The 12,652-nt window shown below is 74.7% G+C and carries 10 protein-coding genes; 4 read left to right on the plus strand and 6 right to left on the minus strand.

Features of this window, described 5'->3' with window-relative positions; translation table 11 throughout:
* Positions 1–16 precede the first annotated feature (16 nt).
* Positions 17–2,365, plus strand: coding sequence for a hypothetical protein (locus AB0E07_RS36355; protein ID WP_362261649.1), 2,349 nt, complete (start codon positions 17–19; stop codon positions 2,363–2,365).
* On the opposite strand, the gene AB0E07_RS36360 is transcribed toward AB0E07_RS36355, so the two are convergent.
* The 4 genes from AB0E07_RS36360 to AB0E07_RS36375 form a co-directional block, all read right to left on the minus strand.
* Positions 2,335–4,776 (minus strand): right-handed parallel beta-helix repeat-containing protein, encoded by a 2,442-nt coding sequence (locus AB0E07_RS36360; RefSeq protein WP_362261651.1) that lies wholly within the window; start codon positions 4,774–4,776, stop codon positions 2,335–2,337. The two genes, AB0E07_RS36355 and AB0E07_RS36360, sit on opposite strands and share 31 nt — an antisense overlap.
* A gap of 159 nt (positions 4,777–4,935) precedes the next feature.
* Positions 4,936–5,544 (minus strand): hypothetical protein, encoded by a 609-nt coding sequence (locus AB0E07_RS36365; RefSeq protein ID WP_362261654.1) that lies wholly within the window; start codon positions 5,542–5,544, stop codon positions 4,936–4,938.
* Positions 5,545–5,825: 281 nt separating this feature from the next.
* Positions 5,826–6,653, minus strand: a complete 828-nt coding sequence (locus AB0E07_RS36370) for an MOSC N-terminal beta barrel domain-containing protein (protein ID WP_362261657.1) — start codon at positions 6,651–6,653, stop codon at positions 5,826–5,828.
* A 42-nt stretch (positions 6,654–6,695) separates the two neighbouring features.
* On the minus strand, positions 6,696–7,124 hold the full coding sequence (locus tag AB0E07_RS36375; protein WP_362261660.1) for a DUF6643 family protein: 429 nt from the start codon (positions 7,122–7,124) through the stop codon (positions 6,696–6,698).
* Between the two features lie 300 nt (positions 7,125–7,424).
* Between AB0E07_RS36375 and AB0E07_RS36380 the strand changes: the two genes are divergently transcribed.
* A complete protein-coding gene (locus tag AB0E07_RS36380) occupies positions 7,425–8,702 on the plus strand; it encodes a TerD family protein (RefSeq protein WP_362261714.1) in 1,278 nt (425 codons plus the stop codon).
* On the opposite strand, the gene AB0E07_RS36385 is transcribed toward AB0E07_RS36380, so the two are convergent.
* A complete protein-coding gene (locus AB0E07_RS36385; RefSeq protein WP_362261662.1) occupies positions 8,703–9,896 on the minus strand; it encodes a glycosyltransferase in 1,194 nt (397 codons plus the stop codon).
* 39 nt (positions 9,897–9,935) lie between these two features.
* On the opposite strand from AB0E07_RS36385, the gene AB0E07_RS36390 reads away from it, so the two are divergent.
* Together AB0E07_RS36390 and AB0E07_RS36395 are read left to right on the plus strand one after the other, a co-directional pair.
* Positions 9,936–10,721, plus strand: coding sequence for an aspartate/glutamate racemase family protein (locus tag AB0E07_RS36390; RefSeq protein WP_362261665.1), 786 nt, complete (start codon positions 9,936–9,938; stop codon positions 10,719–10,721).
* A gap of 88 nt (positions 10,722–10,809) precedes the next feature.
* The gene (locus AB0E07_RS36395) at positions 10,810–11,352 is read left to right on the plus strand and encodes a hypothetical protein (RefSeq protein WP_362261668.1); all 543 of its coding nucleotides are present in this window, start codon (positions 10,810–10,812) and stop codon (positions 11,350–11,352) included.
* Between the two features lie 227 nt (positions 11,353–11,579).
* On the opposite strand, the gene AB0E07_RS36400 is transcribed toward AB0E07_RS36395, so the two are convergent.
* Positions 11,580–12,638, minus strand: coding sequence for an O-antigen ligase family protein (locus tag AB0E07_RS36400; protein ID WP_362261671.1), 1,059 nt, complete (start codon positions 12,636–12,638; stop codon positions 11,580–11,582).
* Positions 12,639–12,652: the final 14 nt, after the last annotated feature.

Genomic DNA, 12,652 nt, shown 5'->3' on the forward strand with positions numbered 1-12,652 from the left:
AGACCGACGGCTCGTCATGGGGAAGTGCCAATCAGTGGAGCACGCGCCGGACCGTGCCCCGGCCGCAGCGCCGCGGCCGGAGGAAGCGGACATCGCCCTGGAACTCCTGGTGCACGGCGTGGGCGGCGCCACGCCCCAGGACATGCTCGGGGACCCCCGCACCCAGCGGATCACCGGCGACGACGTGGCCGCCGTCTTCCGGCGCGCCGACGACGTCGACGCCGAGTCCCGGCCCGGGGACTACCGGGACCGCCCGGTCCCGGAGGCGTACGTGTGGTGCAACCTCACCTCCGGCAACGGCGCCCGCGCGCTGTGGCTGTTGCTGCTGCCGTTCATGGTGGTCAACCTCGCCCACTGGATGCGCCCCGGCGCCCACGGCCGGGTCCGCACGGTCCGCCTCTACGGCCTGCTCGTCCGGCTCGCCGCGCTCTCCCTGACGGTCCTGCTCGTCGCCGCGGCCTGCGAGGTGGCCCTGGACCTGGCCGCCTGGCAGTGCGCCGGCACCCGGGCCTGCGCCGAGCGCCACACCTGGCTGGGCTTCCTGGCGCCCGGCGCGTCCGACAGCGGCTGGTGGAGCCTGCCCGGCCGCCGGCTCGCCCTCGCCGCGCTGATCCCCCTCGCCCTCACCGGCCTGCTCTGGTACCTCTCCCACCGCACCTGGAGCGCCTACGAGTCCCAGGAGCCGCTGAGCCGCGAGTGGCGCCCCGAGGAGGAGACCGACCGCACCGCGCTCGCCCGCCCCGGATTCTGGTACGGCCGCCGCCTGGTGGCCCGGCTGCGCGCCGCGCACACCGCGGCCGGACTGCTGACCGTGGCCGCCGCGGTCGGCCTCCCGGCGGCCCGCTTCGACCACCGTCCGGGCGGCCCCGCCGCCCTCGACGCGGTGGCCCGCCTGCTGGAGGCGTCCCTGCTCGCCGCGGCCGCCGTGGTGGTGTGGGTGGTCTGCCGCCGGGGCCGCAGCGAGCACCGCCCCGACCGGGCACGGGACGACCGCCTCGTCCGACGGCTGCCGCTCGCCTGCCTCCTGCTGCTGGCCGCGGTCCTCGTGCACGGCGCCTGGCAGCGCCCCTGGGTGTCGAGCGGACGGCTCCCCGGCGATGCCGCCTTCGGCGCGCTCGCCCTGGTCCAGGGCCTGCTCGTCATCGCCCTCGGAGTGATCGCGCACCTCCTGCACCGCGCACACCCCGATCCCCGGGCCGCCCTGCGCGGCCTCGGCGGACCCGCGGTGACGATGCTGGCCTGCGCGCTCGGCGGAGTGATGTCCGGCGGCCTCGCCCAACGCGTCGCCGACTGGCTGGACGGCACCCGCGCCTCCCTCCCCGGCCCGCCCGCCCTGCTCACCTGGCAGGCGTCCGTGATCCCGCCGCTGCTCGTGCTCGTACTCCTGCTCTGCGCCGTCCTCGCCCGGCGCACCTGGCTGCTGGCCCGCGCCGAACGGGCCGCGGTGGACCGCGAGTACCGGGGCGAACCCGCGGACGGCGCCCGCAGCCGCCGGATCGCCCGCGCCCGCGCGATGGCCGGCCTCACCGACCGCGGCCCCCTCCTCGTCGGCGTCGTCTCCGCCGCGACGCTGTTCCTCGGCGCCGGAGCCCTCGTGGGCGCCCTCGGCACCGACCGGACACCGGCCGAGGCGGGCGAAGGGGCGCCGGGCTTCGTGCGGGGCGTCGCCGAGTCCGCTCAGGCCCTCGGGTCCTGGCTGATCGGCCTCGGTTTCATACTGTTCGTCACCTGGGGCAGACGCGCCTACAAGGACCCCTCCGCGCGCCGCACCATCGGCATCCTGTGGGACGTCGGCACCTTCTGGCCCCGCGCCGCCCACCCCTTCGCCCCACCCTGCTACGCCGAGCGCGCGGTGCCCGACCTGACCTGGCGCATGGCCACCTGGACGCAGGCCACCGGCGGCCGGCTGGTGCTCTCCGGGCACTCGCAGGGCAGCGTCCTCGCCGCGGCCGCCGCCTGGCAGTTGCAGCCGTCCGTCCGCAACCGGGTCGCGCTGCTGACCTACGGCTCCCCCCTGGAGCGCCTCTACGGCCGCTGGTTCCCCGCCCACTTCGGCCCGGACGCGCTGAGCGCCCTCCACCACGACGTGGACTGCTGGCGCAACCTGCACCGGCCCACCGACCCGATCGGCGGCCCGGTCCGGCTGCCGGGGGAGTGCGGCCCCGAGGTGGACCGGGACGCGCTGAAGGATCCGCGAGCCCGCGGACGCACCGCACTTCAGCCGCTGCCCGCGCCGATCCTCGGCCACTCCGACTACCAGGACGACCCGGCCTTCGCCGAGGAACGCGCGCGGCTGCTGGCCCGGCTCGGGGCGGGACTGCCCGCCCCGCGGAGTCAGGACGGCTCGGGCAGGTCCTCCGGGTAGAGCAGGGTCAGATCGTCCGTGCTGGGCTCCGCGAGCTGGGCGACCCGGCCCGCGTGCCGCTCCACCATCGCCTCGAACGTCTGCCGCGCGGTACGCCCGTTGCCGAAGGCGGGCCCCTTGTCAAGCGCGTCGAAGTACGTCACCAGCGCCTCCTCGGTGCCGGGTGCCAGCCGGTACTCGTGCTCCTCCGCCTGCTGCTGCACGATCCTCAGCAGCTCATCGGCGTCGTAGTCGCAGAAGGTGATGGTCCGCGAGAAGCGGGACGCCACACCGGGGTTGACGGAAAGGAACCGTTCCATCTCGGCCGTGTAGCCCGCCACGATCACCACCACGGCCTCCCGGTGGTCCTCCATCAGCTTCACCAGCGTGTCGATGGCCTCCTTGCCGAAGTCCCGGCCGGAGTCCTCCGGCGAGAGCGCGTACGCCTCGTCGATGAACAGCACACCGCCGCGCGCCCGGTCGAACGCCTCCTGGGTGCGGATGGCGGTGGAACCGATGTGCTCGCCGACCAGGTCCACCCGGGACACCTCGACGAGATGCCCCTTCTCCAGCACACCGAGCGAGGCGAGGATCTCGCCGTAGAGCCGGGCGACCGTGGTCTTGCCCGTGCCGGGGGAGCCGGTGAAGACCAGGTGCCGCCGGACGGAGGCGGCCTTGAGGCCGGCCTCCTGGCGGCGCCGCCCCACCTCGATCATGTCGGTCAGCGCCCGCACCTCGCGCTTGACGCTGTCCAGCCCCACGAGCGCGTCCAGTTCCCCCAGCACGGCCTTGGAGGTCCGGGCGGGCCGGTCCGGGACCTCGGGCGCGGCGGCGGGCTCCGGTTCCGCGGCGCGCCGGGCGGGGATCGCGCCGAGCAGGCCGGGCGACTGACCCGCCGTCTGCACGGCCGGCTCCGGGGGCAGGGTGGTGCGGCTCAGGCCGCCGCTCTCGTCGCTGGTGCAGTCCTCCACGACGGGGCCGGATCCGGAACCCGCGTCGGGGCCGCCGTCGGCGAACTCGTAACCGCCGCGCGCGCACCGCTCGGTGCGGCACTTGCGCAGTGTCGTCCGGCAGCCGTCTATGACGTGGAAGCCGTAGCCCGCGCTGCCCGTGACCCGGCAGTCGACGAAGCTGCCCCGGCCGCCCGCCGACACGTAGAACCCGGCCTCGGCCGGGGACTCGACCGTGCACCGCTCCAGCGTGGGGTCGGCGCCCTTGGTGACGATCACGCCCGTCTGCACCCCGTTCAGCGTGCAGTGGGCGAGGGTGCCGCCGCTGCCGTGGTCGCGGAACCAGGCGCCGGTCGCCGCGTCCCGGATCCGGCAGTCGTCGAGCTGGGCGGTGGCGCCGTCGCTGACCGACACGGCGGTGTTGCGCACCTGCGTCAGATCACTGTCGACGACGTCCGCCCGGGAGCCGCGGTCCAGTACGAACAGGGCGTCGGGCACGTCGTGCACCCGGCAGGAGTCCAGTACGGCGGTGGCGCCGTCGCTGACCCAGACCGCCGGGTAGTCGCCGGTGCTGTCGAAGATCTCGCACTGGTTGGCGTCCACCCGGGTGCCGGGGTCCCACACCGACAGGCCGTTGCGCCCGAACTGCCGGACGGTGGTGCGGGTCAGCGTCAGCACCGAACGGGACCGCAGGTCGACCGCGTTCTCCGGGATGTCGTGGATCCGGCAGTCGGCGAGGGTCAGCACGGCGTCCGTGTCGAGCGTGACCCCGTCGCCCGTGGTGCGGTGCACATCGCAGTCGGTGAGGTGGGCGGTGGCCCGGCCGGTGATCTGCACACCGCTGCCCCGGACCTCGTAGATCTCGCAACCCACCGCCTCCAGCGCGGAGTTCTCACCGGTCGCGGCGAGTCCGGAGCCGGAGGTGTGGTGCACGCGGCAGCGTTCGAGACGGGGGTGCGCGCCGCCGCGCACCGCCACACCGGACTGGCCCGCCGAGACGATCTCGCACTCCTCGAACACCCCGCCGCCGCCGTCCACCACGGCGATGCCGATGCCCGCCGGGTTGTCGACCGTGCATCGCCGCACCGTGGGCCGGGCTCCGCCCCGCACCTCTATGCCGGCGGCGGAGCGCGTGACGACCCGGATGTCGGTCAGCTCCGGCGTGCCCTCCTCGACGAGCAGGGCCGGGGCCGCGGCGTCCTGACCCTCCACGAGCAGGTCCTGGACGACCGCCGAGGCCCGCACGGTGAGCGGAACCCCGTCCGGCGGCGCGATGCGCACCGAGCCGGGGGCGCCCTCGGGACCGCGCAGGGTCACGGGCCGCTGGACGACGAGGTTCTCCCGGTACGTACCGGGCGCGATGGTGAGGACGTCACCGTCGGCCGCGGCCTGGAGCGCCGCGGCGAGCGACGCGTACTCACCCGTGCGGCGCCGCCACCGCGATGTGCCGGAGTGCGTCACCTGGACCGTGCCCTGTGCCATGGTGTTGCTGTGCCCCCACCTCAGTCGTACTGCTGGCTCGTTCGCCTTCGGGGCGCGTCGGCCACTCCGGCGGCCGGCCGGCGCGGGTCGTCGCCGAGGACTCGGCCGGTCCACCGTAGCGTGCGCGCAGGACTGGGGATGACCAGAGGCGGAAGGCGGTCAGCTGCCGGTCCCGGTCCGGCCCCAGTCCGGTCCGGCCCGGTCCCACGCCTGGTCCCAACGGGCGTACCGGCGCAGGACCATGCGCCAGACGATCAGTCTGCGGGCGCACTCCACCGCGCAGCCGGCCAGCAGGGCCGCGCCGAACCCGGCCAGTACGGCATGGGTGGTGGCCGTCGCGGAGTCCAGCGGGCGGGTCGCCACACGTCCCTGACGGTCCGTCCAGATCGTGAAGCGGTCACCGGGCTCGGGGTCGTCGATCCGGGTGGTGACCGGCCCGTGGCGCGGGGTGCCGTCCGGTGCGGTCCAGTCGGCCAGGACGCGGGTGCGCACCTCGCGGCCGGTGGCCGCGGTCTCCGGGTCGGCAGTGAGCGGTGAGGCGCCCAGGTTCCCGGCGACGGTGGCCGTCACCAGGTGGCGGGCGGCGCGCTGTTCGCGCACCGACTGCTGGAGGGTGTCCTGCGCGAGACCGCCGGCCACCAGGCCCGCGACCGGGGCCAGGACGAGGACGAGCAGCAGCGCGGAGAACGCCACCCACGCCTCGGCCAGGTCGGTCGCCCGGCGCAGCGGGTTGTGCCGCCAGCGCCGGAGTCCGCTGATCGCTCGCACCGTGCCGCACCCCCTTCCCCCTCCGTGATAACCCTTGGCGGAGCCGCTCACGCGCGATCGCCGGTCGAGGAGAGCGACATCACCCGCTCCCGAGGCTCTCACGACGTGCTCGCGGAACACTCAACGGACGGGTGGGCGCGCGGAGTTCCCGGCGCGGGCCCAGGGGTGCGCTGGGCCTCAGGGCAGGACGTGCTGGGCCGGGCTCAGGACAGGACGTGCTGGGCCGGGCTCAGGACAGGACGCGCTGGGCCGGGCTCAGGGCAGGACGTGCTGGGCCGGGCTCAGGACAAAGCGCGCACCGGGTCGCCGACGCGGACGGTGCCCCCGGTCAGCGGTACGAGGTTCTGCCCGAAGACGAGCTTGCCGCCGATGCGCCGGTGCCGGCCGAGGCTGTACAGGGGCTCCTTGCCCCGGGCGGCGGTCCCCTGGTCGGTCGTGGTGACCACACACCGGCCGCACATCTTGGCCACCCGGAAGGTGACGTCGCCGATGGCGACGCGCGTCCACTCGTCCTCGGCCCAGGCGGCGGTGCCGGACACGACCACATTGGGCCGGAACCGGTTCATGGGCAGCGGGCCCTCCTGGGCGTGCGCGCCTTCGCCGATCCAGGAGTTGAGCGCGTCCAGGGAGGCGGTCGTGGTGAGCAGCAGCGGGTATCCGTCCGCGAAGGTGACGGTCTCGCCGGGCAGCGCGTACTCGGGGTCCACGGGACGGCGGGTGGCCGGGTCGTCCATGTGGACGAGCCGCACCCGCAGGCCGAGGTAGGCGCTGCACCAGTCGTGCACGGCCGGATCCTCGGCGGGGAGGGCCTCGACCTTGTCCCGGAAGATCTCCGCCGGGACCGTGGCGCCCTGCCGGGGCACCGACACGGTCAACGGCTCGGCTCCGGGCGCGGACAGGCGAAGGCCGCCGCCGGGCAGAAGCTCGGCGGCGGCCTGCGCGAGACGCGGTTGCTGGCGTTGGGTGACGACCTTTCCCCCGTCGTCGATCAGCATCCAGCGACGATCACCGGTCAGCCCCCAGGGCTCCACGACGGCCTCCCGGGGCGAGGTGCCCCGGAACGCCTTGACCGGATGAACGTGAATCGACTGCAGTTGCGCATTCCCCATGGGGTCATCGTGCCAGTCGGCGCGACCCGTCCGGGAAAGGGCTCAGTAGCCGCGGTACTGCTGGTTGTTGTACGGGTCCTGGTACGACGGAGCCGCCGGGCGGGGCTGCGCGGGGCGCATCGCCTCGTACCCCATGGGGGCCGCGGGACGCGGCTGCTGGGGCTGCGGACCGGGGTAACCGCGGGGCGCGGCGGCCTGCTGCGGGATGTACGCCGCGGGGGCCTGCTGCAGCGGCGCGGGCTGCTGCGCCTGCGGGTAGCCGTAGGAGGGCTGGGAGGGGGCGGCCGGGAGGGCCGGCAGCGCCGACGGCAGCGCGGGCAGGTGGCTGCTCGGCATGTCGTAGGCGGCGGGGACCCGGATCGGGGCGATCTGCGGGGTACCGCGCTCGGCCACCAGCGAGTCGTAGATCGGGGTGTCCGGGAAGGAGGCGGAGTAGTAGCCGCCGCCATAGGTGGAGCGGGGGGAGGTCATGGCCATAAGTTAAGCCCACGATGTGCTGGTTGGGGAGACCGATAAGAGGGTTGTTTTCCGCGTCGACGGTGACTCGGGATCGCCAATGCGAGCGAACTTGGCAAAAAAGGGCATCATTCGACGTTCGGATCGTGTAAAGGCCGAGTTCCCTGGGGGTTACCGGCGGTTGGCCAGCGATCTTCGTGCTCCTCTCCTGGGAGATCGCGTACCTGGGGAATAGGTTGACCCTGTACTGAGGAACCGAATGGACTTGCCGGGCCCGACCTGGCGCGCCGACACGTGATGGGGGCGGACATGTCAATGCCGAAAGGGTCGAATGTTCCAGTGCCGACGGCGGCGCTGCGCGTCGAATTGGGCTGGCGTTCCGGACCGGGAGTGCCCGACGCCGACGCCTCGGCGCTGCTGCTCGTCGGCGGGAAGGTCCGCTCCGACGCGGACTTCGTCTTCTACAACCAGGCGGTGCACGGTTCCGGGGCGGTCCGGCACGAGGGCAAGCGGGTCGCCGGCGGTCAGGTGACCGACACGCTCCTCGTCGACCTCACGCGCGTGGAGCCCGCCATCGAGACCGTCATCCTGGCGGCCTCCTCCGACGGCGGTTCCTTCGGGCAGGTCCCCGGCCTCGGCATCGAGGTCAAGGACGCGCAGGGCACCTCGGTCGCCCGCTTCGACGCGACCGGGGCCACCGTCGAGACGGCTTTCGTGCTCGGCGAGTTCTACCGCCGTCAGGGCGCCTGGAAGTTCCGCGCCGTCGGCCAGGGCTACAGCAGCGGACTGGAGGGCCTGGCCACCGACTACGGCATCACCGTCGACGAACCCCAGCAGGCGCCCCCGGCACCGGCCGCGCCCGCTCCGATGCCGGCCGCGCCCGCTTCGATGCCCGCGGCCACCATGCCGCCCCCGCCCGCGATGCCGCCCGCGGCCCCGCCCCAGGCACCCCCGGTCAGCCTCAGCAAGGTGACGCTCACCAAGGCCGCCCCCGCGGTCTCCCTCACCAAGCAGGGCGGCACCTCGGGCGCTCTGCGGGTGAACCTCAACTGGGAGGTCCGCAAGCAGTTCTCGGGCTGGGCCAGCAAGCTGGGCCGCCCGGTCGCCATGCACAACGACCTCGACCTCGACCTGTGCGCCCTGTACGAGCTGGTCGACGGCAGCAAGGGAGTCATCCAGGCCCTCGGCAACGCCTTCGGCGCCCTGCACCAGCCGCCGTTCATCCACCTCGACGGCGACGACCGCACCGGGGCCGTCTCCAGCGGCGAGAACCTCACCGTGAACCTCGACTACCAGCGGGCCTTCCGGCGGATCCTGGTCTTCGTCACCATCTACGAGGGCGCGCGTTCCTTCGCCGACCTGCACGCCACGGTCACCCTCACCCCGCAGTTCGGCGCGCCGGTCGACTTCTCGCTCGACGAGTGCACCGTCCCCTCCACGGTCTGCGCCCTCGCCCTGATCACCAACACCGGAGACGATCTCGTCGTCCAGCGCGAGGCCCGCTACCTGGTCCCGGAGCGAGGCGTCAGCCCCCAGCGGACCGTCGACCGCGCCTACGGCTGGGGCATGAACTGGACCCCCGGACGCAAGTAGTCAGCCCTCGTCGGGCACCGCGCCGGGGCGGGCGTAGGTGCGGCCCTTCCAGGCCGCGCCGCGCCCCCGGTAGTGCTGCACCGCGGAATCCACCGTCATCAGCAGATACAGGAACGCGGTGAACGGCAGCAGGGGAGCGAGCCACACCGGCAGCCGGTAGTAGCGGAGCATCGGTACGTACGTACCGGTCATCACCAGCCACGCCGACCCGCCGAGGACCGCGGCCCCGGCGCCCCCGGTGAGCGCGCCGGCGACCAGCGCCAGGGGCGGTACCAGGTACACGAGGGCGAGCCCGGCGACCGTGCCGGCGAGCAGCAGCGGGTTGTGGCGCAGTTGCGCGTAGGCGCTGCGGGAGACCATCCGCCACAGGTCGCCCAGCCGCGGGTACGGCCGCACGCTGTCCACCCGGTCGGCGAGGCCGAGCCAGATGTGCCCGCCGCCGCCCTTCACCGCCCGCGCGAGCGCCACGTCGTCGATCACCGCGCGCCGGATGGCGTCCGGGATCCGGGCCCGTTCGGCCGTGTCCGCGCGCAGCAGGACGCAGCCGCCGGCCGCGGCGGCCGTGCGCGTCCCTTTCCGGCCGATCCGGCGGAACGGGTAGAGCTGGGCGAAGAAGTAGACGAAGGCCGGCACGACCAGACGCTCCCAGAGGCTCTCCACCCGCAGCCGCGCCATCAGGGAGACCGCGTCGAAGCCACCGGTGTCCGCCGCCGCGACGAGCTGCCGGAGACTGTCGGGCGCGTGCGCGATGTCGGCGTCCGTGAGCAGCAGGTACTCCGGCCCACGCGCGCGTGCCAGCGCGATCCCGTGCCGCACCGCCCACAGCTTGCCGGTCCAGCCCGCGGGCGGCTCACCCGGCGAGTCCACCGTCAGCGGCAGCCCGCCGCACCGCTCGGCCAGCTCTCGGGCCAGCCGCCCGGTGCCGTCGGAACTGCCGTCGTCGACCAGGAAGACCTCCGCCCGCCCCGGATAGTCCTGCGCCAGCAGGGACGGCAGGCTGTCGGGCAGTACCGCCGCCTCGTCGCGTGCCGGTACGACCACGCAGACCGACGGCCACTCCCGCGGTTCCCGGCGGCCGGGGAGCCGGACGTCGGTGCGCCAGAAGAAGCCCTGGCACAGGAGCAGCCACAGCCAGGCGGCGAGTGATCCGGCGGCGATCCACACGAAGGCGCTCACCCGCGCAGTCTGCCCCACGGGAGGGGCCCACAAGGGGCCATCGTCTATCGTGGCCGGGTGAAGATCGCGCTGATGGACTCCGGAATCGGCCTGCTGGCGGCCACCGCCGCGGTACGGCGGCTGCGACCCGACGCCGATCTCGTCCTCTCCCTGGACCCGGACGGCATGCCCTGGGGACCGCGCACCCCGGAGGACCTCACCGGACGCGCCCTCGCCGTCGCCGAGGCGGCCGCCGCGCACCGGCCCGACACCCTGATCGTCGGCTGCAACACCGCGACCGTGCACGCTCTGCCCACTCTGCGCGCCCGGCTGGAGCCGGGAATCCCGGTGATCGGCACCGTCCCCGCGATCAAGCCCGCCGCGGCCGGCGGCGGACCCGTCGCCATCTGGGCCACCCCCGCCACCACCGGCAGCCCCTACCAGCGCAACCTCATCGCCGACTTCGCCGACGGCGTGCGGGTGACCGAGGTGCCCTGCCACGGGCTCGCCGAAGCCGTGGAACACGCGGACCAGGACGCCATCGCCACCGCCGTGGCCGCGGCCGCCGCGCTCACCCCCGACGACGTGACGACCGTCGTCCTGGGCTGCACCCACTACGAACTGGTCGCCGAGCGGATCCGCACCGCCGTGCAGCGCCCCGGCCGCCCGCCGCTCGTCCTGCACGGCTCCGCCGGGGCGGTCGCCGCCCAGGCCCTGCGCCGGATCGGGCAGCGGCCCGCCCCCGAGGCCCCCGCCACCGGCACCCTCACGGTCCTGCTCAGCGGGCGCCAGGGCGCCCTGCCCGACCCCGCCCTCTCCTACGCCGAGGGACAGCTCCTCCAGGCGGTCAGCCCCGCCCGGTGACCGGCCGTGGCCGGAAGGCCCCCCGGGCGGACCAGTCACCCTCCGCCACGAGGTACCCGCGCAGCGAAACCTGAGTAACCTCATTGCCATGAGGGACCACCCCCAGGGCGGGCACCCGCCGCACCCCGAGGTCTGGACCGGACGTGCCACCAACCGGGTCCAGTGGCTGCTCGCGCTGGCAGGCGCCGCCTGCATGGCGCTGGGCGTGGAGCTGGCCGTCGACTCGGCCTGGACCTCCGACGTCGCCGCGCTCGCGATGGCCGTCGTCGGCTGCATCGCGGCCGGCCTGCTGGTGCTGTTCGGCACGCTGGCCTTCGTGCACGTCGCGCTGAAGGTCGACACGGACTGCCTGGAGGTGCGCTGCGGCCACATGGGCGTGCCGCGCCGCCGGATCCCGCTGTCCCAGGTGGTGGGCGCCGACTTCGCGCCGATGGTCACCCCGCGCCACTGGGGCGGCTGGGGCTACCGCTGGCGCCCGGAGAAGGGCACCGCGGTCGTCGTCCGGCGCGGCGAGGGCGTGGTGCTGAGGCTGTGGGACGGCCATACGTTCACCGTCACGGTGGACGACGCCGAGGCAGCCGTACGGGTCATCCGGGCCCGGCTGACGGGAGTACCCGGCCCCCTGCTGTGACCTGGCGGTCGGCTGGCGGTACCGCGCAGCGCTGTGCTGTGACCTGGTGGCTGGCTGGCGGAAGCGCCCGGCACGCTGCTGTGACCTGGCGCCCGGCTGACGGGAGTGCCCGGCCCCCTGCTGTGCCCCGGAGTTCTGCCGGCGGTACGGCCCGGCGCTCCGCTGCGGCTCGGGGCTCGGGGCTCGGCACCCTTGCCGTGACCACCGGGCCGCGCCCTTGTCGTGGCTCACACCGTGCTGTGCGGGCGCACCCCGGGCGTGGGGGCCGGTGAGGAGTCGGGCAGCGGGCGGGCCGTGGCCAGCCCGGCCAGCAGTCCCGCGCCCACCGACACCGTGGTGAAGCTGAGCGCGTTGCCGATCGCGGCGATGGCCGCGAGCCCGGTCAGGGCCGCGCCGGCGGTGAGCACGACCGGCGTCGGGCGCGGCGCGCGCCAGAGCGCGAACAGCACCCAGCAGAACGCCGCCGCCAGCAGGGCGAGGCCCACCACGCCCTGCTCCGCGACCTGCTGCAGAGGCGCCGAATGCGGTTTGCCGTCGGAGAGCAGGGTGCCGGTCGCGGTGGTGCTCAGCTCGCCGAAACGACCCGGTCCGACGCCCAGGGCCGGATCCCGCCCGGCCAGTTCCAGGGCGTCGTGCCAGAGATCCAGCCGGTGCCCGGTCAGCGGGCCCGCCAACGAGCCGGACAGCCCCTCCGGCACCGCCCTCCCCGCAACCGCCCAGGTCAGTCCGGTGACCGCCGCCGTGGTCAGGGCCAGCCCGGCGAGACCGAGGCCCCGGTGGGGCATCCGGCCGGCGGCGAGCGCGCAGAGCAGGACGGCGGAACAGACCAGAAGCCCGCTGGTGGAGCCCAGGACGGCGGCGGTCGCCGTGATCCCGGCGGCCAGCAGGAGCAGGCCGAGCCGCAGGGCGCGCGCCTTCGCGGCCCAGGCGGCGCAGCAGGCGGCGCCGGTGGCGAGGGTGAGCAGGCCCGCCGTGGCGCCCGCGTGGCCTAGCGGCGGCACGACGGCGGGGTCCGGTCCGAGCCGGGGGAGCGCGGCCGCCAGGGTCACTCCGGCGAGCGCCGCGGCACAGGGCGCGGCCACGGGCAGCAGCGTTCCGCCGATCCGGCCCGCCGCGTACCCGGCGGCGACCGCCAGGATCGCCAGCAGGACGCCCTCGGGCCGGCCGTCCTGCGCGGTGGCCGTGATCAGGGACCAGGTGGCACAGGCGCCGAGCACCAGGACACCCGCCACGTCAGAAACGTTTCGTCTTTCTCCGACGTCCCCGGCACCGGCCGCGGACGTCATCCCCGTGGAACTCA

It is taken from the genome of Streptomyces sp. NPDC048002 (genome assembly GCF_040653275.1).
Taxonomy (GTDB): Bacteria; Actinomycetota; Actinomycetes; order Streptomycetales; family Streptomycetaceae; genus Streptomyces.